Below are 23,096 nucleotides of genomic sequence, written 5' to 3' on the forward strand. Positions count from 1 at the left end.
TCATGATTCCAATTCACGAATTTAGCACTGGTATTAAGGCAGAAAGAACCCCTAACGGTGGTTGGGTATCCCTAGGATTTCTGGGTAAATATATCAACTGCACCCTAGAACCCATCCCCTACCCTGTAGAGCGTTCCATTGCTAACCAAGAATTTGCCCTCACCGAAGGAGCTTCTACAGACCAACCCGCCATTATTGGGCGAGTAGTGGGGACTGGGGAGGACTCCTGGGCGGTGATAGCTGTAGTTACACGAGCTAGGGATGAAAAACGGCGCAGTTTATCTGTATATCGTTATTTCTTGACTCCCGGAGCCAATAACCTGCGCTATCTCTTAGCTTGGTGGGAAAGTCAGGGAAGACCGACATTTAACCCCTTTGATGGTAAATATATAGGGACATATGCCTATTTTGACCCAGCCTCGGCTCCTTCATCTGACTATGACCCCACAGCCAACTATATAGAACTAGTACCTACAAAACCCACATTACTAGAACCATACCAGTATAACTTAACAACTATCCACACTCTGGCGATTAAGAAACATAATCTAGATCCCACCCAGCCTATTTCCTGGGCTTTTAATGTAGAAGCAGTGGAAAAACCCCACAGCTTTCAGGTGATCCAACCCGCTTCCCCCAGAGCCTATGAGACCTTAGAAAGAGAGATTAGTAAACCACCCCGGTCATTACCAGCAGTATTTATAGATGAAGCGGCGCTGAAGTCAGCCATTCGAGCTTTAATCAACAATTCCCAAGTTAAAGCCGATGCTGTGCAAGTTATTGTCAAGGAACTGAATAATAAACAGATTACCCCCCAATATTGGGCGGCTTTATTTGATGGTCAAGGCGCAAGTACCGCCATTACTCAAAGAAACTATAGCCCTCCCTTAGTCCGACTCATCACCCTGCGCGCCATAGTCATCCCAGAGACTTTACCAGAGTTTCTCAAGTGGTTAAATATCCAGTCGGGTAAACAACCCAGTGAGGCTGAAAGTATTTCTTTGCAGTTTCAATCTGGTATCCGTGGGTATTTCCCCAAGGAGAAATCAGGCGCGGATGTTCCAGATAAGTTAAACACATCTGTTAAAGAACAATTAAGCGCGGATTTTAAAGAGAAATTAACAGCGGGAATTAAATTACTTATTCCGCAGTTACTCAAAGAGGAAATTTCCCCAGAGTCTATACAGTGGTTATTTATTAAAGATAGGGTATGGGATATTTGTCGTATTCAGTTTCTTCATGATGTTGTCAATGATTTAGAATTAATTAGGCAAAAATCAAATTTTGAGCAATCAAAATCTGAGGGTTTAAATTTTCCCCAGGAGATGTGGCAAGAGTTAATTAGTTCTTTACATTCTCGTCCAGACTCTTACTACATAGTACCTACTTACAGACCTCTGGCAAAATTATTTGAGTTACTGAGAGAATATGAATTATCTGCCTACTTTTATCAGGTAAGTGTTGGTCAGGTTCCTGTTAACGTCTTTTCAGAAGTTAAGAAAAACCATCACGGTAAAAAAATAAGTTTATTGGGGATAAAAATTGATAAGAAAAAAAATATTCTTGAAAAATCAGTAGATTCAGCAAATGCAATAAATGATTTGATAAGCGATCGTCTTGTACTTTTGATACCTGTGGCTTTAATCTTGATCCTGTTGGGTTTTACATTATATCAATTCTATCCAAATTTTCCAAAAATCCCATGGTTACAAGGTCGGGGTAATACACAAAAAACAACAGATGCTAAGTTAAATAATAGTAATCCTACAACACAAGCAAATAACCCTGTTACTACAGAACAAAAAACTAACCCGGGTGCTAACACAACACTACCAACACCTGACGAGTCAAATAATATTAATACTCTACCAGAAAATATTAAAGAAGAAGCGCTTAAAAATGCCAACTTTAATAATAGAACTAAGAAGGCGTTAGATAATCTTATGAAAGAACTAAACATATCTGACCCTGAGCAAAAAAGCCAGGTATTACAACAGGCTCTTGGCTTACCCTCAGATTGGAATTTCTCAGATATAACCTCTAAAGATGATAACAAAAGAAACCCAACTAAAACCCAATTAGTCGAAGCTATATATCAGTATCAAAAAAGTGAAGAAGGACTAACAGCCGATGGCATTATAGATAATGGGGGCGCAACATATAAGCAATTAAAACCGGAAATACAAGAACAATTAAGGAAAAATCTACCCAGCGGCCAATGATTCCAATTCACGAATTTAGCACCGGAATTAAAGTAGAAAGAACCCCTAACGGTGGTTGGGTATCCGTAGGATTTACCGGTAAATATATGAACAGCACCCTAGACCCCATCCCCCTGGTTGTAGAGCGTTCCATTGCTAACCTAGAATTTGCCCTGATAATAGCGGCTTTTAGCAAAGAAACCGCCATTATTGGGCGAGTAGTGGGGACAGGGGAGGACTCCTGGGCGGTGATGGCTGTAGTTACACGAGCAAAGGATGAAAAAGGGCGCAGTTTATCTTTATATCGTTATTTCTTCACCCCCGGAGCCAATAACCTGCGCTATCTCATGGCTTGGTGGGAAAGTCAGGGAAGACCGACATTTAACCCCTTGGATAGCAAGAATATAGGAGAATGTGCCTATTTTGACCCAGCCTCGGCTCCTTCATCTGACTATGACCCCACAGCCAACTATATAGAACTAGTACCTACAAAACCCACATTATTACAACCACAGCAGTATAACTTAACAACTGTCAACACCCTAGCCATTAAGAAACATAATCTAGATCCCACCCAGCCCATTTCCTGGGCTTTTAACGTAAAATCACTGAAAAAACCCCGCAGCTTTCAGATTATCCAACCCGCTTTTTTAAGAGCTTATGAGAATTTAAAAAGGGAGATTAGTAAACTACCCCCGTCACCTACAGACGCAAGCGCTGATGACATAGCACCAAAAAAGACTCTTGATAAAGCATCGACTAAAAAAGCTATTAAAGCCGCACTACAAAGCTTAATCAATTTCTCACAAGTCAAACCCCCAGCTGTAGAGACGATTATTGACACCTTAGAAAATCAGCAACTGACTTTAGAAGAATGGTACAGCTTATTTGATGCTGAAGGCGCAAGCACCGCCATCACTGAAAAAATTTATAGCCCTCCCTTAGCGAGACTTATGACCCTGCGCGCCATAGTCATCCCTGAGACTTTACCAGAGTTTCTCAAATGGTTAAATATCAAATCAGGTAAACAACCCAGTGAGGCTGAAAGTACCTCTTTACAGTTTCAAGGTGCTATCCGTCAGTATTTCCACAAAGACAAATTAACAGCGGGAATTAAATCACTTATTCCGCAGTTACTCAAAGAGGAAATTTCCCCAGAGTCCATACACTGGTTATTTATTAAAGATAGGGTATGGGATATTTGTCGTATTCAGTTTCTTCATGATGTTGTCAATGATTTAGAATTAATTAGGCAAAAATCAAATTTTGAGCAATCAAAATCTGAGGGTTTAAATTTTCCCCAGGAGATATGGCAAGAGTTAATTAGTTCTTTACATTCTCATTCAGACTCTTACTACATAGTACCTACTTACAAACCTCTGGCAAAATTATTTGAGTTACTGAGAGAATATGAATTATCTGCCTACTTTTATCAGGTAAGTGTTGGTCAGGTTCCTGTTAACGTCTTTTCAGAAGTTAAGAAAAACCATCCCGATAAAAAAATAAGTTTATTGGGGATAAAAATTGATAAGAAAAAAAATATTCTTGAAAAATCAGTAGATTCAGCAAATGCAATAAATGATTTTTTGATATTTTGTTTTTTAATCTTGATCCTGTTGGGTTTTACATTATATCAATTCTATCCAAATTTTCCAAAAATCACATGGTTACAAGGTCGGGGTAATACACAAAAAACAACAGATGCTAAGTTAAATAATAGTGATACTACAACACAAGCAAATGACCGTGTTACTACAGAAGAAAAAACTAAACCGGTTGCTAAGAAAACACCACCAACACCTGACGAGTCAAATAATATTAATACTCTACCACCAAATATTAAAAAAGCGCTTGAAGATGCCAACTTTAATAAAACAACAACGGCGTTAAATAATCTTATGAAAGAACTAAAAATATCTGACGATCAGGAAAAAAGCCAGGTATTACAACAGGTTCTCAACTTACGCTCAGATTGGAATTTCTCAGATATAACCTCTCAAGAGGATAACAAAAGAGCAGCAACTAAAATTCAATTAGTCGAAGCTATATATAAGTATCAAAAAAAAATTAAAGGACTAACACCCGATGGCATTATAGATAATGGGGGCGCAATATATAACCGATTAAAACAAGATGTTCAGGTAAGGTATCAATGGCTACAAGGCGTTTAAGTTTTGGGACAAACTCAATTTAGAACACAGTGTGTTCACAATCTCAATATTTGGAAATGTCTCGGCAAACTGGAGGCAATGTCGCAGTTGTCTTTCACCCCAACCTTTACCATAGGTTTGAGTTAGCTGCTGAGATAAAGAAACAATAATTTGTTTGCCATATTCAGCGCGTTTACCTTGTAAAATTTCGGTGTGTATGCGTTTACCAACTTGCCAATATAACAGGGTTATTTCTGCATTGATGGCAACGGCGGCGCGTTGTTTGGCTGTGTCAATTAATTGCCGAATGTCTTCTAACAGATCATTGGTTTGTGTTAAATCATCATTCATGCTGCTGTTTCCTCCCCTTTATATGCTGTGGTCGGTGGGCGAAGTCGAAACCGCGATCGCCCCTTGATGTTCCCTTCGACTACGGTGATGGGAACGGCGATCGCCCTCCTGTGAGAAGATGTCCACCCCACAAGATTTATAATCTTAATGTGTGTGCTTTATTTACTTGACAAGTGGTGTAAATACAAATACATAATAACCATGATTTCAGTGTATGAATTTAGCAAAGGTATTGAACTAGAAAAAAACCCTAACGGTGCTTGGGTATCTTTAGGGGTTATGGGTAAATATATCAACTCCACCCTGGACCCCATTCCCTCGGTTATAGAGCGTTCCATTGCTAACCAAGAATTTGCCACCATAGGAGGAGCTTCCGACGAGCAACCCGCCATTATTGGCCGAGTGGTGGGGACAGGGGAAGACTCCTGGGTTGTGATGGCTGTGGTCACACAAGCAAGGGGTGAAGGTGGCTACAAATTCACTTTCTATCGTTTTTTTTTCACCCCCGGAGCAAATAACCTGCGCTGTCTCATAGCTTGGTGGGAAACTCAGGGAAAACCCACATTTAACCCCTTTGATGGTAAATACATAGGGGAATGTGCATATTTTGACCCAGCTTTGGCTCCTTCATCCGACTATGACCCCACAGCCAACTATATAGAACTAGTACCTACAAAACCCACATTACTAGAACCACACCAGTATAACTTAACAACTGTCAACACCCTAGCCATTAGGAAACATAATCTAGATAAAACCCGGCCCATTTCCTGGGCGTTTAATGTAGAAGCAGTGGAAAAACCCCGCAGCTTTCAGATTATCCAACCCGGTTCCCCACAAGCTTATGAGAATTTAGAAAGGGAGATTATTGATAAAGCATCGACTAAAAAAGCCATTAAAGCCGCACTGCAAAGCTTAATCAATTTCTCACAAGTCAAACCCCCAGCTGTAGAGACGATTATTGACACCTTAGAAAATCAGCAACTGACTTTAGAAGAATGGTACAGCTTATTTGATGCTGAAGGTGCAACCACCGCCATTACTGAAAAAATCCATAGCCCTCCCTTAGTGCGACTAATGACACTGCGTGCTATAGTCATCCCAGAAAATTTACCAGAGTTTCTAGGGTGGTTAAATATTCAGCCTGGTAAACAGCCGAGTGAATATCACAATATTTCTTTACAGTTTCAAGGTGCGATCGGTGATTATTTTCCCCAAGAGCAACTAACCAAGGGAATTAAATTACTTTTACCTAAGTTACTCCAAAAGCAGATTTCCCCGGAGTCTATAAATTGGTTACTGCTTAAAGGTAGTGCTTGGGCTGTTTTTCGTCATCGGTTTATTAATGATGTGCGCTATGATTTGGAATTAATTCATCAACAATCAGATACTGATGCCAAACACTTTGATAATTTGAATTTCCCTCAAAAGATTTGGCAAGAGTTAATTATGTGTCGGCAATTTATTATTTATGATTCCTACAAGTTATCTTACTACAAGCCTTTGGCGCAATTATTCGAGTTACTACAAGAATATGATTTATCTGCCTACTTCTATCAGGTAAGTGATGCTATAGTTTCTAAAAATGTATTTTTAGGGGCTTGTCCTAACCCTAGCAATGAACCATATTCACTCACTATTTTAGGTTTAACTTTTAAAAGAAAAATTAACCCAGTAGACACAATTACCAGATTAGTAAAGTTTAAGATCAAGAATGAAATTTTATTACCTGTTTTGTTGTTATTAGCATTTATTACACTTGGTTGGTTAAGAGGATATAACGCTATTTTTGTTAATTATAACTCAGAATCTAGCACTCAATCAGCAACACATCTAACTAGTCTAATTATCACAACAGCGCTGGCAAATGCCAACTTTAATAATAGAACAATGACGGCGTTAAATAATCTCATGGCGGAACTAAGAATATTTAACCCGCAGGAAAAAACCCAGGTATTACAAGAGGCTCTTAACTTACCCTCTGATTGGAGTTTATCAGATATAGACTCTACAGATGAAACAAAAAGAGTAGTAACTAAAATTCAATTAGTCACAGCTATATACAAATATCAACATAATCAGAACCTAACACCCAATGGCATTATAGATAATGGGGGCGCAACATATAACCGATTAAAACAAGATGCTCAGGGAAGGGATTGATGTTGGTGGTTGAGGGAAGTCGAAACCGCGATCGCCCTTGATGTTCCCTTCGACTACGCTGATGGGAACTGATCTCGGTGGTTGAGCGAAGTCGAAATCGCGATCGCCCTTGATGTTCCCTTCGACTACGCTTAGGGAACGGCGATTGTCCTTGATGTTCCCTTCGACTACGCTTAGGGAACGGAGATTGTCCTTGATGTTCCCTTCGACTACGCTCAGGGAACGGCGATCGCCCTTGATGTTCCCTTCGACTACGCTGGTGGGAACTGATCTCGGTGGTTGAGGGAAGTCGAAACCGCTCCAGTTATTAATGCGGTTGTGTATTATAGGAGCATTGATTTAGGTGGACGTTATCCCCGAGTTGATCTGCTTGCAGCGGTAGGGGCTAAACCCTAGGGTGGAACTGTCTAAGAATCTGTTGCAATAGCTTCCAAAGCAGCAATTTTTCTGGTTTTGTTTCACCTTAAAACAATATTGGAATTGAAACAATAGCATTACCCAATTCTTTTGGTTCCAGTTTATATAGTCCACCTCCATACACCCGACCTTCACCCATGAGCATTTGATCAGAAATCCCATTTAAAGCCTGCCATACCTGCTTAAGTAATTCGGAATTTTGTGAAAATGCTTGAGCCAAAACAGGGAGGGGATACAACATCAAGTAAACGTTAGTAGCTGTTGCTTGGGAGTGATTGAGAATAAAGCGGAAGGGTCTACCTCTTTTGGTATCTTGACGACCCATATAGGTACAGAGGAATGGGGAGGGTGGACGATTCTCCTGGGAATACCAGGGAGAACGATGTCTGCACAAATAGCGATCGCTAATTCCATTGTCTACTCCCATCTGCAAATATTGCCACAGGATTGGATAGTTGGCTTGCACCTCAGATATAGGCAATGCACAGTCCAGCAAAAATAGTTGCTGTGTCAAAATAGGATTACCTTTTATATTAGCTTCAATTTCATCAACTAATAAATAACGGGGACTGGGCAGAATAGGTTTTAAGAATTCAATCGGCAGTTGATATGCTATTACTTGTTCTTTTGTAAGCACAAAGAAATTGTTAGCCCCTGTTGCTAAACCACGTTTAATAGTAAATAAATCTTTTAACTGAAGTTGCTTTAAATTAGACTGAGTATTATTTGGGGTAAATCCAATCTTTGTCCATTTGGCTGTTAAGCGGAGCGTCTCTACAGACACCAATTTGCTTTTGTTGGGTGTTGCTAAACTTTTACCATAGCTAAATTGAATATGATGGTTTGCTGGTGGTACAGTCTTCTTGAACCAAACAACTGCACTGGTAACTAAAGCATCTGCAAACTGGACATTATTTGGATGAAACAAATGAACACGCAACAAGGTAACACTGCTTAACAGATACTCCCTAATTTGTTGTGCATAATTTACGTCCATAAATCCACTAGGAATGAGCCACCCAGCAATACAATTATCCGCCATCCAAGCATCAGCCATGCACAAGAAATAGCAGTAAAGACTAGCTAACTGACTGAGTTTTATTCCTGTGATCTGAAAAGTTTGATTTTGTAATCGCTGCTTTTCAATTCGGCTTAAATGATGATGTCGTACATAAGGAGGATTACAAATGAGTAAGTTAGCTTTTTTATCATCACAGCTAGGTGGTATAGCTTGGGTAAAGTCAGCTAAATGTAATTGTAGTGGTGTGTCGCGCCAAAATGAAATTGCCTCCAAACCGTAGTGTGAATCAATTTCATAACCTACAGCTTCTTTTACTTGTATGGGTGAAAATAGCTGTAATAATGCGGAATAAAAAGCACCTGTACCAAAAGCGGGGTCAAGAAACCGGATTTGGGAATGTGGTGTTAATAACTCTTTTGCATATTGCACAATGTCGAATGCCAAATCTGTGGGTGTGGCAAATTGTCCCAATTTATTGCGTTCGGCTTGGGTTTTGACTGCATCTAGTTGTAATTGACGGAACACCCGTGCTTGCTCAGTAGTTGTAGTTACATTCATAAAAAACTCGTTTCACGTCAGAGGATGTTTGAAGCGATACAGCTTCAGCCAGAGGGAAAGTCAAACGCCAAATAATGCTAGGTCATCAATGCGATGTTCCCATAACCAGTCAATTCCTTCGGCTGCTTCATAGCCTAAATAGCCGCTGTCAAAATAACCACAAAGAAATAGAACAAAACGGACTGTATTACCGTAGTTGCTCCTGAGTTGAGCAACTTTAATGGCTTCTTCTTTGCGTCGCTTGTTGGGGTTGGTAAAATCTCCAGGCGTAAATTCATCAATTAGTAAATCTATATTTTCATCTTGTTGCCATTTGACCCAGACAGCCATTAGAAAATCTACTAATTCACTTTTGTCAACCTCACTTCCTCCCCCTGATGTTCCCTTCGACTACGCTGGTGGGAACGGCGATCGTTCCCCTTGATGTTCCCTTCGACTACGCTGATGGGAACGGCGATCGCCCCTTGATGTTCCCTTCGACTACGCTGATGGGAACGGCGATCGTTCCCCTTGATGTTCCCTTCGACTACGGTGATGGGAACGGCGATCGCCCTTGATGTTCCCTTCGACTACGCTGGTTAGTCTGGGGATTGTACAATTTGCCCAAACCGGCTATACTTGTACAATAAACAGTACAGGTTCTCCCCAAATGAAAATTATCTCTTTTAGCGAGGCTAGAAATAGTCTAAAAACGGTTTTAGACCAGGTGACAGAAGATGCTGACTATACAATTATCACCAGACGGGATGCTGATGATGCGGTGGTGATGTCCCTGGAGTTTTTTAATAGTCTCATGGAGACTGTGTATTTATTGAAGTCTCCGGCAAATGCAGCCCATTTAGAACGTTCTATTACTCAATTTAAGCGGGGGAAGGTGGTACAGCGAGATTTGTTAAATGAGTAGAATGTTAGCTTGGACTGATGAGGCTTGGGGTAATTATCTTTACTGGCAAGGGCAAGATAAAAAGACTCTCATAAGAATCAATAAGTTGATTGAGGAGACGATGCAGATGCCTTTTGAGGGTATTGGTAAGCCGGAGCCTCTCAAGGAAAATTTAGCGGGATTTTGGTCACGGCGAATTGATGATATAAATCGTTTAGTTTATGCTGTTGATGATGTCTATGTAACTATTATTTCTTGCCGATATCATTATTAATTTAGCAATAAATTAAGTCATTTTTATAAAGAAAACTCTCATGCTTAATTCTTGTTGATAAAACCCTGATTTTATTGAGAATCATCAACTGAGGATTAAGGTTTGGGGGTTGGCGATCGCTCTCACGAATGTTAAGAAAAATCCCGGTAATGGATAGCTTGTAAGGGGAGGGGACTGGATTTAATCAATTAAAGGGGGTAAAGATGTGATGAAAATTACGGCTGACAACTTATTAAACAACCTCTGAGAATTGGTAATGTGGAGTTAATTAGTCAAAATAGCGATCGCGCTGTAGTTGATGCTCAACTATAGAAATCCGGTTTTGTTTCTGAATTGATTGGTCTAAGTAGGGAACACCGGAAGAGGTAAGAAGAATTGCCATGTGTACTGAGTCTTGTTCAAAAATCAAATAGGAGTCCTATATGGTATGAAATGAAAAATGGGAAATTAATAAAATTAGACTGATTAGCTGATTTTACTCCACATCAACAGCAGGTTTTTATGTCAAAAATGACACTCAAAGATGTAGAACAGGTACAAACAGCCTTGAGTCAAGCTGGTTTAGATTACGATGTTGAATTAGAAAACGGAAAAATCTCCCTTGTGGGTCCATCAGATATTGTTTCTAGTGAAATTAGTAGCCGTTTAATTGCGTTTCTATTTGCTTGGGTGAATCCCCGGCGCTGGGGTAGGATATTTGACTCTGCTGGGGGTTTCATTTTACCAGATAGCAACCTCACAGCCCCAGATGTATCTTTTGTGCGCGCTGCACGTCTGCGTCAAAGCCCCCGTTATTTTGGCGAAATTGTCCCTGATTTAGTAGTAGAAATTAAATCCCAAAGTGATAGAGTCAAGCCCTTAGTGGATAAGATCCTCAATTTAATTAAATTAGGGGCGGTTGTTGGTATTTTAATTGACCCTGATACAGCCACAGTCACTGTTTACCGTGGGGAAAATCAGCCGATAATTTTTACCACGGGGGACACCCTAACTATACCAGAACTGTTTCCCGGTTGGGAGTTACCGATTGCTGAATTATGGCCCCCGGTTTTTGATCAAGAGGAAGAAAATTAACGACCAGGGGCGATGACTTCTCTACGGATGCGACTATGTTCAACTACTCCCCAACCAGCAGCAGTTAAGGCGGGGTCAATTAATTCGGCGCGGGTTTGGGCTTCGTTCATATTTCGCTGATCTCGATTTGCTCTAAAACACTTTTTTGTTGATTTTGTAAGGGTTTCAGGATTTGAGAGTTACTAATCTCGATTTGCTCTAAAACACTATCTACGCCCAAAAAGGCAGATATCTGGCATAGCGCGTAGAATTGGTTTCAGATTGATCTGCTTTGATTAGCCCCATCAAATGCTAATGGTTGTCCAACGGGACGGGTTGGTACTTCAAAAACCAGCACTCTTCCATCAGGATGCTGTAATTCTGTAACGTCTACCCGAAATCTGAGCTTTTGAACTATAGATGCTTTAATCTCATTTAAACGATCGACTGTTAACCAAGCCAGAGTACCTACTACTTGGCGGGGTGGTTTATTGGTAACGCCCAAAACAAGACAACCACCTTTTTCATTTGCCAGTGCTACACAATATCTCAGAAGTTTAGTTGAATCAAATTGGTTTTTGGCTTCTTTAAATTCAAGATTCTCTGTTTCTGCTGGTGTATTTAGCCATTTTTCAAGGGTTTCAAGGGTAATCATGCTGCTGTAATTTATAGAAGGATCAAGAATTGGGAAAAGGAACGGGTAGCAGTGTAGGGGATCGCCTGTACCAGTTGGGTAAGTCCTAAGTGCGATCTGCTTGCAGCAATGTACCAAGATTTACATAGTATACCACCCAGTCAACTTAACACAGTCGCCTCACCAGTTTAGATACAGGACTTCTCTAAGGAGTCGGGGGTATTTTATGCACTATTACATACACTTTTATACTAAATTGGGGTGAAGATGAGGTTTGAAATCTGATGATTAGCGGATCAAAATTGTTTCACCCCACCCTAACCCTCCCCTTGTAAGGGGAGGGAACTTGATTTTGGTGTTCCCTGTGTTTAGTACTTAATCAGAAAGTGTCCGTACACATAAAAATTTACCCCTATGGGAGTGTAAGATAAAGTGAGAATCTACCTGTACATTTTGGCTGGACTCACATCAGCTTTAATTGGCTGGAATTTGGGTCAATTCTTCCTCACCGACTTGGGGATATTAAGACAGTTTCCCGAAATTGTGTTATTTCCCTGTGTAGCTATATCTTTGGCTGCGGGTATGGTGATGAATGAAATATTTATCAGCAACCCCACCAGGTATAAACTCAACTTTCGCATTGTCAAGAGACCTTTATTAATTGCTCTGGGTTTGGGTGGTTTAGCCGGGTTGATTGGTGGTGTAATTTCCCAGGTTCTGTTTTTACCGGTGCTGGGGGTTCCCAGTGCTTTTGTGAGAACTTTGGGATGGTTGGTAATTGGTGCTGCGGTGGGTATTGCTGAGGGTTTAAGCTGGCGTTGGCACAGTATGGAAGCGGGGGACCCGAAACGGTTCCGCAAACGCTTAAATACTAGCTGTGTTGGGGCGATGGCGGCCAGTTTATTGGCGGCGGCGCTTTTTGAGGTCATCCGTGCTGCTTCGGGAACGGTAACGGCGGAATTTAGAAGTGTTGAAGACCCTTTGGGTTTTGCGGTTCTGGGGTTAGTGCTGGGGACAGTTTTTAGTATTACTAATTCTCCGAGCTATATGGCGGCTTTAAGGGCTGGTACAGGTTTTGAGTATACGGGGTTTAAAAAAGATGAGTATAGTCATGATGAGGATGGTGAACTAGTATTAGAAAATTCGCAAAAAACATCAGCATATATAGATAAATCTCTATTAAGATTTGTCAGCGACGGTGAAGTTGAGAATATTGAAGAAGGTTTATCAATTCAACTACCCAGCAATGGTAAGGTAACCATTGGCTCTGGGGAAGATAAAGCACATATTTATCTGCCTGGAGTAGCTCCACACGTGGCAGATTTAATAGTGAAACAGCGTGAGGTGGTTTTAGTTCCTCAGAAACAGTTTCACAATTACATAGAAGTTAACGGTTCCCGGTTAGATTCCTCAAAACAAATACCTTTAAAGCATAATCACGTTTTGACTTTTCACACAGTCAAAATAGATGGCCAACATGAAGAAAAATTTTATCGTTTTGTCTACTATAATCGGTTCCTTGACCCACAAGCTTAGTTTGTCGGTGTTGGTGGTAGCTTCCTTAGCTGCTCCCAGTTGGGGAGAGCAAAATCAAGCGGAAATTGTTGGTAATCCTCAAGTTAACGATGACCGGGTTACTGTTCGCGTTCAGGTAACTAACGCAGAAAATAGGCGGCCAATTATGGGTCTACAGGAGAATAATTTTAAGTTACTTGTAGACAACAAAGAATTTAATTTTCTCCCCAGAGACTGGAAAAGTCCAGAAGAAAGTTCACCCCCTCCAGCTTGGGTAGTTGTGCTGTTAGATTACAGTGGGAGTATGAACCGGTTAGACAGTACTGGTAAAACTAGGTTTGCTGGTGCAATTAGTGCTGTGGGTCAGTTTGTGGATAGGTCTAGTCAACGGGGGGGTAATACACAAATATCTATTGTTCCCTTTGGGGTGGGTGGGAGTAAGTGTCAAGATTTACCTGTGAATCCTACAACCTTGGATAAGTTTTACCCAGCAAGTCATATTCAACTAAAAAACTATCTAGACTATTTAGGAACGGTCAAACCCTGCGCTGCTACTAACCTTTATGAACCGATTAAGGAGGCGGTGAAGTTTTTGGGAAATGAGAAAGACCCGCGTTTTGAGATTTCGCAAAAGTTTAATCAACCACAACCGAGATTATCAATTATTCTGTTATCGGATGGGTTTCACAACCAGGGGAATGAACAACAAGATTTTGATGCTTTAAAGGGTTTGTTTAACCGCCATAGTCATATTAATGTCCATACTTTGGGTTATGGTTTGACTCCCGCAGAGTTGGGTAAGAAATATAACCTGGGTAGAGCTGCGACCCGTGCTGATATTGGGACTGGTGCGGGTAAGGTTCCAGAAGATGAGTTTGTAGACCAACAACGGTTAAAGGAAATTGCTGATTTAACGGGGGGAATTGCGGAATTTTCGGGAAACGCTACAAGTATCGCTGAAAACTTACAACTATTTCTCAATGCTTTATTAGGTGAATATGAAATTACCTACACCCAACCAAATGCAGAACGGGGGAAAAAGCATCAAGTCCAAGTGGTGGTGAATGTCCCCGGAAGTGAAAAACCAGCGGAGTCTGATACTAAAGATTACAGAATCACTGTATTTGGGCGATCGCTCCCTGGAGTAGTGCGCCTAACTATATTTATACTGACATTGGGGGGGATTGGTGTGGCTGGTGTGGTACCATTTTACTTTTGGGGTAAGTATTTAAAAGAGCAGGCTTTAGAGACATGAATAAACTCACCTTAAGCCTGATATTATTAATGAGTTACGGCTGTAGTCAACCCCTATTCAATTCTCGCTCGGCGATCGCACCTGTTACCTCACCCTCCGATTGTTCACAGACATCTAAAGTTAACCTGAATCAACAAAATATCACCGAAGTTGTACTAGATGAACAGATGTTAGTTAAATCTGGTCGTGTGACTGCTACGGAAGCTGTGGGTTATAGGTTTGATGCACAACCAGGTCAAACATTCACCTACAATACTAATGATGATATTTGTATTGTGGTTTATACCCCAGATAATCAAATCATTACCAGTGGGGAATTACCGACCAGGGGAAAATATATTCTTCAGGTTTCCTCACCCCAAAATGATAGAGCATTTGGTTTAGGAATGTCTTTAACCAGTCCTGTTGTGGAAGATATTCCAGAGACTCCCACACCAGAACCGACAACTGTAAATACTGCTAGTAATTCCCCAACCACTAACCAAACTACCGTCAAAAATACTCCCAGGAGGACTAAAACACGAAGACCTAGACCTGTAAAAACTGCTAGGAGTTCCCCAACCACTAACCAAACCACTGTCAACGATACCCCAACCACTGAAACACCAGAACCTACAACTGTAGACACTGCTAGTAGTTCAACCACGGACCAAACCACTGTCAACGATACTCCCAGCGCTGAAACACCAGAACCGACAACTGTAGACACTGCTAGTAGTTCAACCACGGACCAAACTACTGTCAACGATACCCCAACCACTGAAACACGTAAGTCTATACCCATCCCAGTACCTTCAAACCCCGCTTTAGTATCTCAGTCGGTTAGTTCCCCATCACGGCCACCAGCTGATGATTTTGTCAGAAACCACTATACAGCACTGAATAACCGTCAATATGATCAAACATGGACTAGGTTATCTCCCCAGTTTAAAGGTATATCGGGAGATTTTTCTAAATATCAAGAGTGGTGGGATAGTGTAGCAGAAATCAGAATTGGTAATGTGGAGCTAATTAGTCAAAATAGCGATCGCGCTGTAGTTGATGCTCAACTATGGTATGAAATGAATAATGGTAGAGTTGCGGAAGATAAGAAAACCAGAATTTCTCTGATGTGGAGTGATGAGGCTAACAGCTGGTTATTTGTCCGTAAATCATCTCCCTAATTATCAAAACCATCTTTCAATCACTATTTACTCATCCAACACCATGAATAAACTTACCTTGGGCTTAACATTATTACTCACCTACGGCTGTAGTCAACCAATATTAAATTCTGGATCTGCGATCGCACCTGTGGACTCACCCGCTGGTTGTCCAGAGAAACCCACACTCAAGCTAGACCAGCAAAACGTAGAAGAGATTAACCTAGATCAATCATTAGTTAAATCGGGTCGGGTGACTACTACTGAATCTGTGGGTTATAGATTTAGTGCAGAATCGGGTCAAACACTCAGCTACAGCACTAATGATGATGTGTGTATTGTGATTTATACTCCAGATAATCAAATTATTGACAGTGGGGAATTAACCACCAGCGGAAAATATATTCTGGAAGTTTCCGCACCCCAGGGGATAAGAGCATTTAACCTATCAATGTCCTTAACCACTCCTGAACCGGTAAATGAGGAACCTATTGCTGTCAATCCTCCCCCGACTCCCACACCTACCCCTGTCAATCCTCCCCCGACTCCCACACCTACCCCTGTACAGACTCAACAACCAAGACCCCAACCCCCCAGGGTTTCACCCCGGAGGGTAAGTCAACCAGTACATAATATTTCTGAAGATGAAGCATTACAAATAGTTCAAAGTTGGTATGAGGCGAAACCGCAAATTTTTGGACCACCTTACGATTTAGACTTAGTAGACCAATTAGCAACAGGGAATCTTTATTATAACACCACAAAAGATGATGGTTCAGTTGCTTGGTTACGCAATAACGATGCTTACTATACATATACGACATCTGAAATTACAGATGTTGAAGAATTTTCTAACTCTGGTACACGACCATATATAAAAGTGAGAATTTTTGAGGATTTATATCTCCACGGGAGACGAGGTATTGATAAAAAAAACTCAGGTCCTTATAGAGGTACATTTACTTACGTATTTGAACAGGAAAACGGTGTTTGGAAAATCTATGACTACAAAAAGGTACGCTAATTAATGAGCAATAATACCAAGCTTCGCCGGAGAATTGTTAGAAAAAGACTCTCTATTAACTTTAAGAGATTGATCTTGTTTTATCTGGTTTCTATATCCACAGTAATCATTTTTAGCTTATTAATAAAGCAAATTCTTAGTAAGCCAAGTTATCAAGCTAAAAATACTAATTCTGCCCCTAATCTTCAAGTGTACACTCCTCAGCCTAATCCTCAAGTGTACACTCCTCAGCCTAATCCTCAAGTGTACACTCCTCAGCCTAATCCTCAAGTGTACACTCCTCAGTTTAATCCTCAAGTGTACACTCCTCAGTTTAATCCTCAAGTGTACACTTCTTCGACTCCTAACCTTGTAACAACCAATAGAACAAATAATAATCTAGGTGCAACAGTCAACATTTCCTCAAACATGAGGATAATCCCAGAAACTGATTATACAGAAGTTGGATTAACATCAATCTATCGAGAAGACCTAACACAATTTCCTAGAAATCACGATCAAAAATTACAAAACATAGTTAATGACATTGTAAATTATGTGACTTCTAAAGGTGCTTCAACAGAGCATTTATCTATCAGCTTAGTGGATTTAAATAGTCAAACTTATGCTGGATATCAAGACGAAGTAACAAGATTTCCCGCTAGTGTAACTAAATTGTTTTGGATGGTATATTTATATGGTACAAAACCAAAGTTACTTGAAAAACCGGAAATTCAAAAAGCTTTAAATAAGATGATTGAAGACTCTGATAATGAATCAGCTAGTCTAATCATAGATAAGACTACTATAACTCAATCAGGAGATGAATTAACTACAGAGAAATTTCAAGAATGGTATAAGAAACGTTTGAGTATGAATCACTTTTTTAAAGAAGCTGGTTACCAAAACATAAATATTAGTCAAAAGTTATATCCTTATAGTAAAGTTAATGGACCTGCGGGGAGAGACTTACAAATCCGCAAACCAGATTCTGATCCTTTACCTATAAGAAATTACACCACGACTTATAATGTTGCGCGACTACTATTTCAAATAGAAACAGGGGAATCAGTTGATAAAAAATATAGTCGTGACATGAAAAATCTCTTAGAAAGAAGCTTAAAAAAGGAAGAATGGGAAAAGATAGAATTTAATCACATTGCAGGTTTTTTTGGTGAAGGTTTACCAGAAGATGCTCAACTGTTCTCTAAAATGGGGTGGAACTTTCAGACCCGCAATGATGCAGCTATTATAGTTAGTCCAGATGGTAAAGCTAAATATATATTGGTAGTTTTTGGAGATCATCCCAGCTTTTATAAAGATAAAAAAATTCTCCCTGAAATATCACGTAAAGTTTACGATGACATGACTACAAGTTACTAGTGAGGTTAAGCATAAAATGCCAAATATATTGAGAAACCTAAGAAGAAATAAACCCCTACTATTTGGCATATATGCCGCGGTCGGTTGCCTGATAGCAGCGATAATACTAGGGGAACCATTTTTAGCCCTAACCAGAATCGCACCCACAGCAACGGGAACAGCAGTAGTTTTGTTAATAGATACCAGCGGTTCCATGGGGGAAATAGTCTCAGGGGATGTTACCCCCACAGGACAAACTCAAACCGTAGATGGGAAAGAATATAGAATAGTCACCGGGGGGAAATCTAAAATAGATGTCGTCATGGAATCCCTGTTAAAACTGGTAAATACTACCAAACTGGGAGGAAACGATCGCCTGTCCATCGTCAAATTTGATAGTAACGCTTCCCCCATCATTGGACTCACCAACCCCACAGAAAAGGATAAACTACAAACAGCCATCCAGGAACTGCGGAACATTGACGGTAGTACTAACATGGCTGATGGGATAAGAAAAGCCTACGACCAATTAAGATATAGCAACCTTACCCCGAACATCCTCTTATTTACCGACGGACAACCGGACAGTGCAGAAGAAGCTCTAAAAACCGCCCAAGATGTGAGAAATAATAACGTTAACCTGATTGCCGTAGGTACTGGTGACGCTGACATTCACTATTTAGCCCAACTCACAGGCGATCGCTCCCTAGTATTCTACGCCGACTCAGGGGACATTGATCAAGCCTTTCGCGAAGCCGAAGCCATCATCGGTAAAGAGTTAGTAGAATCTGCACCCACAGGTTACCTCAGCTTAGAATATTCCATGCTGCGTATAGGTGGTTGGACTGCATTTTTGGCCATGGGTATTTGCCTATCTTTAATTATAGGACAAAACCAATATATGCACCGTCCCCTATTGACAGCCAAAAAAGGAATCATCAGCACCCTAGGAAGTCTCAGCGCGGGTATGATAGCAGGTGGGGTGAGTCAGTTTTTATTTTTCTCCCTCCCAGAAATTACCATACTACAAACTGCCAGCAGAATTATTGCTTGGGTAATACTCGGAACCTTACTAGGAGGAGGAACCCACTTTTTTGTACCTAACCTGAAGCTAAAAAACGCCTTATTAGGTGGTACTCTAGGGGGAGCCATGGGAGCCATAGCCTTTTTAATTACTGCGATCGCCCTGGGAGATGTTTCTGGTCGGTTATCAGGTGCGGTGATTCTAGGTTTTTGTATTGGTTTAATGATTGCGTGGGTTGAACAAAAACAACTGAGTCAAGAACCCTATCTTTTAGTCCGTTGGACCCCCACGGAAAAAACGACCTACTTATTAGGTGCAACACCGATTATTATAGGTAGTTCCGTAGATGCACAAATACCCCTGAACGCCTCGGAAGGTTTCACCCCCATCACTGCGAAATTCTACAAACAAGGAGAAAACATTCTCATGGAATTTCACCCCGAATATGCAGAACGAAAAAACATGAAAAAACCTCTTCAACAACTACAACCAGGAGACACCCGTAAACTAGGAAACATCACCCTAGAAATCATGTCAACCCCCATAGAAAATTAGAGTCATATGTTAAGTTATGTTAAATTCATGTCAAAATGGTTGAGTGAAATCCAGTACCAACTACCGGGTAACTATTATGCAAACTGATTTACAAGACCTAGAAATCAGCCGTACAGAGTTAAATAACTTAACCGGATTAGATATCAACACAGTTCCCAAACTCTCTGTTGTGCAAGACCCAATCAAGATGTTAAGTTTTGTATTTATCAAACAACAGCAGGGTAAACAAGGATTATATATTCTGTTTGCCATATCTGCTTGGATGTCGATATTATTTATTTTCAAAGAATATAAAGGCTTTTTTGACTATATTATAGGAGGCTTTGCCCTACTGGTGTCAGTCAGTACCGCAGTTCCGGTTTATGAAACTCTGCAAAAATATATGCAGCTTTCCGGTACACATTCCCCCATGCTGCTACTTTGCAAATTACTAGAAGAGGTAGATAGACATAACCAAATAATTAAAAATATTGACACTCTAGATCAATTAAAATCAGTAGGTAACGCCATTGATTTAAGCAACAGAGAAAAAGTGATTGAAGCCATCAAAATCACCAAAAAAGATTTACTACTAGCCATACAAACCGACAAAATATTAAGAGAGAATCCCGGATTTAACCCAGAATCCTTTGCTGTTGACCTCACAGGTTTACAAGCATTACAAGTAAGTGCGACAGCGAGTGAATATAGTCAAATATTAGATCAAGCCTTACAAATAGGGGTGAACGTACAAGAGGAAATGAGACAACTATCCTAAAACCATCTTGGAAAACCTATGATTAATCTCTCAAATATTGTTTATTGTTTTACCCCCATCTTCGGGTGTTCATAGCGATCGCTCACCGTCAACGGTATGGCTAACGCCACGCTATCGCTATCGACTCCGCTCACCGACCACCGTCAACGGTATGGCTAACGCCACGCTATCGCTATCGACTCCGCTCACCGACCACCGTCACCCATGATTAAATACGTCTTTTACCTACAAGTCAAAGGTTCACCAGAAGAATACAGATATGAACTAGACCTACAACCCCATGAAGAAAACACACCGGAAAAAGCATTTACCCCCCAACGCCAAGAAGACATCCGCGCTTCCTTGCAAAATCAAAGCCTATGCGCCATCAAAGATCATCACCTCCAGCAAATAATTAAAACCTGGTCAGAAGATATTAAAGAAGGTTTCCGGGCCAGTAACATCACACTTAACTTACCCTTACTCAGTCAAGCCAATTTAGAACAACTATCTGAACCAGGTAATCAAGAAATTCCCGCCCTAGTGACCCCGGATCTATCGGGGATAGAACCACTACTGGGAATGCTACCCCCCCTAGTGTTTGCTTAGAGGATGTTTGAAAACTTATGATGAATGTATCAAATATTGTTTTACCCCACCCTCTCCCTGTTCCCTGTTCCCTGTTCCCTGTTCCCTTTAGATAAAAAACCATGTCAAATCTACTCAACATTACTATTACCCCCCATCGGGAATTTCTACCAGCAGAACAAGCAGGACAAAAACTATTTGTGATGCTGAAACTGCGACCCACAAAAGAAGTAGCTGCAACCCGTCCCCCCACAGCTTTTACTTTCGTGATTGATACCAGTGGCTCAATGTATGAAATTGTCGCTGGGGAGACCAGACCCACGGGTAAAAGCTATGTCATGGATGGCAAAGAATATACACAGGTCACCGGGGGGAAAACAAAAATAGATATTGTCATTGAATCCTTGTCAGCCCTAGTCAATTCTGGTAGATTGGGGGCGAGCGATCGCATTAGTATAGTACAATTTGATGACTCAGCCTCTCAAATCATCGGCTTAACCAGCGCCACCCAAATCAGCAACTTAGAAACCGCCATCAGCAAACTACGCACCTTTTCCGGTGGGACACGCATGGGTTTAGGGTTACGTCGCGCCCTAGATGTCTTGAAAGGTCAAGAAATGTCCGTACGGCGCGCTCTAGTATTTACCGACGGTCAAACCTTTGACGATGATCAATGTCGTAACATAGCCTCAGATTTTGCCACCCATAACATCCCCATCACTGCTCTGGGTGTAGGAGAAGAATTTAACGAAGACCTACTTACCCACCTGAGCGACTCCACCGGGGGGAGCTTATTTTATGTGGTTCCGGGTAACGCCATTGGTACACAAGTTTCCATCTTAGACCTACCCAACCAAATCATAGAACAATACACACTTGCCCAGCAAGAAGTGATTACCAACCTGGCCTTAACAGTGAAAACTCTTAAAGGCGTAGAACTGTGTCGTATTATTCGCGCCTATCCCACCCAGGCGGAATTTCCCCTACATCAAGACCCCCACCCCATAGGAAACGCCGCCGCCAACGACGAAACCATTTTTATTTTAGAATTTAGCATGGATAGTCGCCCCCCATCCCGGGCGCGCCTTGCTCAAATTGGCTTAACCTACGAAGTCCCCGGTCAAAAAATCCGCAGTGAACTACCCCCCCAAAACGTGGTGGTACAATTTGTCTCTGGTCAAGGGGGCGCAGCACAAGTTGACCAAGAAGTGATGGGTTACTTACAACAGTGTAATATTTCCCAAATGATTGGGGAAGCCACAAGAATCGCCGATAAAGACCCCGGAAAAGCCGAACAAATCCTAGAAAACGCCCGCAGAATAACAGTCAAGATTGGTAACCAAGCTATAACCGACTCTATCAACGGCGCTCAACAAGAATTACGCAAAACTCAGAAGATATCCGCCGGAACCCGCAAAACCATAAAAACAGGAGCTAAAGGTAAAACTGTGAAAATGGGTGACGACATTAACGAGCAGATATCACAGGACAAAATACGTCAAATTACTGGAACCTAAACCCCTAAGTTGACGGTTGACGGTTGACGGTTGATGGTTGACGGTTGACGGTTGACTGTTGACTGTTTTAAAAGCACTGATCACATATCTTTTTGAATACAAGGACACACAAAATTATGATTACCTGCGCCGCTTGTGGACACGACCAGAACCCACCTAACTCTGAATTTTGCGTTGTTTGTGGTTCTGAACTGCAAACCGCAACCCAAGCTATGAACGATTTAGATCGCATTAGACAAGAATTATTAAAACCCATACCAGAACCATTCATACCCACACCCGCACCCATACCCACACCCATACCCACACCCATACCTACACCCGCACCCCAAACCTTCCCCAGTGCGATCGCCAAATTAATTCCTAAACAAAGCGGTTCCCCGGTTCTAGAATTTACCTTAGATGGTAATGCGATCGTGGGAGTCTTTGACCCCGATATGGGACCAGTAGATATTGACCTAGAAGCCTTTATGGGTGGTGAAACGGTTTCTCGCAACCATGGGGAAATATACCAAAGTAACGGTACTTGGTTTGTCAAAGACCTAGGGTCTACCAACGGTATATTTATCAAACCCGTGGGACAAACTCGCTTTGGCGCTAGAATCACCACCCCAGAAACCCTCAACCCCGGTGATGAAATTGCCTTTGGTAAGGTTCGGCTTGTGTTTCAAAATCTTTAATTAGTTTAATTACC

General features: G+C 41.2%; 23 protein-coding genes. 18 read left to right on the top strand and 5 right to left on the bottom strand.

Annotated features, from left to right (window positions below; translation table 11 throughout):
- Nucleotides 1-2 precede the first annotated feature (2 nt).
- Both NWP21_RS16300 and NWP21_RS16305 read left to right on the top strand, forming a co-directional pair.
- Complete coding sequence (locus NWP21_RS16300) at nucleotides 3-2,222, top strand: hypothetical protein (RefSeq protein ID WP_280793477.1); 2,220 nt, start codon at nucleotides 3-5, stop codon at nucleotides 2,220-2,222.
- Nucleotides 2,219-4,372, top strand: a complete 2,154-nt coding sequence (locus NWP21_RS16305) for a hypothetical protein (RefSeq protein WP_280793478.1) — start codon at nucleotides 2,219-2,221, stop codon at nucleotides 4,370-4,372. The genes NWP21_RS16300 and NWP21_RS16305 overlap by 4 nt, the downstream gene beginning before the upstream one ends.
- Here NWP21_RS16305 and NWP21_RS16310 read toward each other — a convergent pair.
- Together NWP21_RS16310 and NWP21_RS16315 are read right to left on the bottom strand one after the other, a co-directional pair.
- Entirely contained in the window at nucleotides 4,358-4,702 is a 345-nt protein-coding gene (locus tag NWP21_RS16310; protein WP_280793479.1) for a DUF1016 N-terminal domain-containing protein, read from the bottom strand. The genes NWP21_RS16305 and NWP21_RS16310 overlap by 15 nt on opposite strands.
- Nucleotides 4,699-4,833 carry a hypothetical protein gene (locus tag NWP21_RS16315; protein ID WP_280793480.1) on the bottom strand — a complete coding sequence of 45 codons (135 nt, stop codon included), beginning with the start codon at nucleotides 4,831-4,833 and terminating at the stop codon, nucleotides 4,699-4,701. The genes NWP21_RS16310 and NWP21_RS16315 overlap by 4 nt, the downstream gene beginning before the upstream one ends.
- Before the next feature lie 70 nt (nucleotides 4,834-4,903).
- On the opposite strand from NWP21_RS16315, the gene NWP21_RS16320 reads away from it, so the two are divergent.
- Nucleotides 4,904-6,865 carry a hypothetical protein gene (locus NWP21_RS16320; protein ID WP_280793481.1) on the top strand — a complete coding sequence of 654 codons (1,962 nt, stop codon included), beginning with the start codon at nucleotides 4,904-4,906 and terminating at the stop codon, nucleotides 6,863-6,865.
- A 463-nt stretch (nucleotides 6,866-7,328) separates the two neighbouring features.
- Here NWP21_RS16320 and NWP21_RS16325 read toward each other — a convergent pair whose 3' ends face one another.
- Together NWP21_RS16325 and NWP21_RS16330 are read right to left on the bottom strand one after the other, a co-directional pair.
- On the bottom strand, nucleotides 7,329-8,861 hold the full coding sequence (locus NWP21_RS16325) for an N-6 DNA methylase (RefSeq protein WP_280793482.1): 1,533 nt from the start codon (nucleotides 8,859-8,861) through the stop codon (nucleotides 7,329-7,331).
- 60 nt (nucleotides 8,862-8,921) lie between these two features.
- The gene (locus NWP21_RS16330; RefSeq protein ID WP_280793483.1) at nucleotides 8,922-9,191 is read right to left on the bottom strand and encodes a XamI family restriction endonuclease; all 270 of its coding nucleotides are present in this window, start codon (nucleotides 9,189-9,191) and stop codon (nucleotides 8,922-8,924) included.
- Nucleotides 9,192-9,238: 47 nt separating this feature from the next.
- On the opposite strand from NWP21_RS16330, the gene NWP21_RS16335 reads away from it, so the two are divergent.
- The 4 genes from NWP21_RS16335 to NWP21_RS16350 all read left to right on the top strand — a co-directional run bounded on the left by NWP21_RS16335 (nucleotide 9,239) and on the right by NWP21_RS16350 (nucleotide 11,092).
- Nucleotides 9,239-9,418 (top strand): hypothetical protein, encoded by a 180-nt coding sequence (locus tag NWP21_RS16335; RefSeq protein WP_280793484.1) that lies wholly within the window; start codon nucleotides 9,239-9,241, stop codon nucleotides 9,416-9,418.
- 92 nt (nucleotides 9,419-9,510) lie between these two features.
- Complete coding sequence (locus tag NWP21_RS16340; protein WP_280793485.1) at nucleotides 9,511-9,765, top strand: type II toxin-antitoxin system prevent-host-death family antitoxin; 255 nt, start codon at nucleotides 9,511-9,513, stop codon at nucleotides 9,763-9,765.
- Nucleotides 9,758-10,018, top strand: coding sequence for a Txe/YoeB family addiction module toxin (locus NWP21_RS16345; RefSeq protein WP_280793486.1), 261 nt, complete (start codon nucleotides 9,758-9,760; stop codon nucleotides 10,016-10,018). The genes NWP21_RS16340 and NWP21_RS16345 overlap by 8 nt, the downstream gene beginning before the upstream one ends.
- Nucleotides 10,019-10,519: 501 nt before the next feature.
- Nucleotides 10,520-11,092: a Uma2 family endonuclease gene (locus NWP21_RS16350; RefSeq protein ID WP_280793487.1), complete on the top strand. Its 573-nt coding sequence runs from the start codon at nucleotides 10,520-10,522 to the stop codon at nucleotides 11,090-11,092.
- 256 nt (nucleotides 11,093-11,348) lie between these two features.
- On the opposite strand, the gene NWP21_RS16355 is transcribed toward NWP21_RS16350, so the two are convergent.
- The gene (locus tag NWP21_RS16355) at nucleotides 11,349-11,726 is read right to left on the bottom strand and encodes an ATP-binding protein (protein WP_280793488.1); all 378 of its coding nucleotides are present in this window, start codon (nucleotides 11,724-11,726) and stop codon (nucleotides 11,349-11,351) included.
- A gap of 411 nt (nucleotides 11,727-12,137) precedes the next feature.
- Between NWP21_RS16355 and NWP21_RS16360 the strand changes: the two genes are divergently transcribed.
- The 11 genes from NWP21_RS16360 to NWP21_RS16410 all read left to right on the top strand — a co-directional run bounded on the left by NWP21_RS16360 (nucleotide 12,138) and on the right by NWP21_RS16410 (nucleotide 23,082).
- A complete protein-coding gene (locus tag NWP21_RS16360) occupies nucleotides 12,138-13,241 on the top strand; it encodes a hypothetical protein (protein WP_280793489.1) in 1,104 nt (367 codons plus the stop codon).
- Entirely contained in the window at nucleotides 13,225-14,475 is a 1,251-nt protein-coding gene (locus NWP21_RS16365) for a vWA domain-containing protein (protein WP_280793490.1), read from the top strand. The genes NWP21_RS16360 and NWP21_RS16365 overlap by 17 nt, the downstream gene beginning before the upstream one ends.
- Complete coding sequence (locus NWP21_RS16370; protein WP_280793491.1) at nucleotides 14,472-15,638, top strand: hypothetical protein; 1,167 nt, start codon at nucleotides 14,472-14,474, stop codon at nucleotides 15,636-15,638. Before NWP21_RS16365 ends, NWP21_RS16370 begins: the two co-directional genes overlap by 4 nt.
- Before the next feature lie 43 nt (nucleotides 15,639-15,681).
- The gene (locus NWP21_RS16375; protein WP_280793492.1) at nucleotides 15,682-16,641 is read left to right on the top strand and encodes an ARC6/PARC6 family protein; all 960 of its coding nucleotides are present in this window, start codon (nucleotides 15,682-15,684) and stop codon (nucleotides 16,639-16,641) included.
- Between the two features lie 3 nt (nucleotides 16,642-16,644).
- Nucleotides 16,645-18,003, top strand: coding sequence for a serine hydrolase (locus tag NWP21_RS16380; protein ID WP_280793493.1), 1,359 nt, complete (start codon nucleotides 16,645-16,647; stop codon nucleotides 18,001-18,003).
- Nucleotides 18,004-18,019: 16 nt separating this feature from the next.
- Complete coding sequence (locus tag NWP21_RS16385) at nucleotides 18,020-19,561, top strand: VWA domain-containing protein (RefSeq protein ID WP_280793494.1); 1,542 nt, start codon at nucleotides 18,020-18,022, stop codon at nucleotides 19,559-19,561.
- Between the two features lie 76 nt (nucleotides 19,562-19,637).
- A complete protein-coding gene (locus NWP21_RS16390; RefSeq protein ID WP_280793495.1) occupies nucleotides 19,638-20,318 on the top strand; it encodes a hypothetical protein in 681 nt (226 codons plus the stop codon).
- Between the two features lie 37 nt (nucleotides 20,319-20,355).
- Nucleotides 20,356-20,526: a hypothetical protein gene (locus NWP21_RS16395; protein ID WP_280793496.1), complete on the top strand. Its 171-nt coding sequence runs from the start codon at nucleotides 20,356-20,358 to the stop codon at nucleotides 20,524-20,526.
- Nucleotides 20,523-20,906: a hypothetical protein gene (locus tag NWP21_RS16400; RefSeq protein WP_280793497.1), complete on the top strand. Its 384-nt coding sequence runs from the start codon at nucleotides 20,523-20,525 to the stop codon at nucleotides 20,904-20,906. The genes NWP21_RS16395 and NWP21_RS16400 overlap by 4 nt, the downstream gene beginning before the upstream one ends.
- 101 nt (nucleotides 20,907-21,007) lie before the next feature.
- A complete protein-coding gene (locus tag NWP21_RS16405; protein ID WP_280793498.1) occupies nucleotides 21,008-22,402 on the top strand; it encodes a VWA domain-containing protein in 1,395 nt (464 codons plus the stop codon).
- Nucleotides 22,403-22,518: 116 nt separating this feature from the next.
- Complete coding sequence (locus tag NWP21_RS16410) at nucleotides 22,519-23,082, top strand: FHA domain-containing protein (RefSeq protein WP_280793499.1); 564 nt, start codon at nucleotides 22,519-22,521, stop codon at nucleotides 23,080-23,082.
- Nucleotides 23,083-23,096 lie beyond the last annotated feature (14 nt).

The sequence above is a fragment of the Anabaenopsis sp. FSS-46 genome, from assembly GCF_029891665.1.
Taxonomy (GTDB): domain Bacteria; phylum Cyanobacteriota; class Cyanobacteriia; order Cyanobacteriales; family Nostocaceae; genus Anabaenopsis; species Anabaenopsis arnoldii.

Bases quoted from the DNA above. Each gene is read 5' to 3' on its own strand.
- NWP21_RS16310 (WP_280793479.1), bottom strand. From the start codon at position 4,702: ATGAATGATGATTTAACACAAACCAATGATCTGTTAGAAGACATTCGG.
- NWP21_RS16325 (WP_280793482.1), bottom strand. From the start codon at position 8,861: ATGAATGTAACTACAACTACTGAGCAAGCACGGGTGTTCCGTCAATTA.
- NWP21_RS16335 (WP_280793484.1), top strand. From the start codon at position 9,239: ATGTTCCCTTCGACTACGCTGGTGGGAACGGCGATCGTTCCCCTTGAT.
- NWP21_RS16410 (WP_280793499.1), top strand. From the start codon at position 22,519: ATGATTACCTGCGCCGCTTGTGGACACGACCAGAACCCACCTAACTCT.
- NWP21_RS16350 (WP_280793487.1), top strand. From the start codon at position 10,520: ATGTCAAAAATGACACTCAAAGATGTAGAACAGGTACAAACAGCCTTG.
- NWP21_RS16385 (WP_280793494.1), top strand. From the start codon at position 18,020: ATGCCAAATATATTGAGAAACCTAAGAAGAAATAAACCCCTACTATTT.
- NWP21_RS16340 (WP_280793485.1), top strand. From the start codon at position 9,511: ATGAAAATTATCTCTTTTAGCGAGGCTAGAAATAGTCTAAAAACGGTT.
- NWP21_RS16400 (WP_280793497.1), top strand. From the start codon at position 20,523: ATGATTAAATACGTCTTTTACCTACAAGTCAAAGGTTCACCAGAAGAA.
- NWP21_RS16375 (WP_280793492.1), top strand. From the start codon at position 15,682: ATGAATAAACTTACCTTGGGCTTAACATTATTACTCACCTACGGCTGT.
- NWP21_RS16390 (WP_280793495.1), top strand. From the start codon at position 19,638: ATGCAAACTGATTTACAAGACCTAGAAATCAGCCGTACAGAGTTAAAT.
- NWP21_RS16380 (WP_280793493.1), top strand. From the start codon at position 16,645: ATGAGCAATAATACCAAGCTTCGCCGGAGAATTGTTAGAAAAAGACTC.
- NWP21_RS16370 (WP_280793491.1), top strand. From the start codon at position 14,472: ATGAATAAACTCACCTTAAGCCTGATATTATTAATGAGTTACGGCTGT.
- NWP21_RS16345 (WP_280793486.1), top strand. From the start codon at position 9,758: ATGAGTAGAATGTTAGCTTGGACTGATGAGGCTTGGGGTAATTATCTT.
- NWP21_RS16330 (WP_280793483.1), bottom strand. From the start codon at position 9,191: ATGGCTGTCTGGGTCAAATGGCAACAAGATGAAAATATAGATTTACTA.
- NWP21_RS16405 (WP_280793498.1), top strand. From the start codon at position 21,008: ATGTCAAATCTACTCAACATTACTATTACCCCCCATCGGGAATTTCTA.
- NWP21_RS16300 (WP_280793477.1), top strand. From the start codon at position 3: ATGATTCCAATTCACGAATTTAGCACTGGTATTAAGGCAGAAAGAACC.
- NWP21_RS16305 (WP_280793478.1), top strand. From the start codon at position 2,219: ATGATTCCAATTCACGAATTTAGCACCGGAATTAAAGTAGAAAGAACC.
- NWP21_RS16320 (WP_280793481.1), top strand. From the start codon at position 4,904: ATGATTTCAGTGTATGAATTTAGCAAAGGTATTGAACTAGAAAAAAAC.
- NWP21_RS16355 (WP_280793488.1), bottom strand. From the start codon at position 11,726: ATGATTACCCTTGAAACCCTTGAAAAATGGCTAAATACACCAGCAGAA.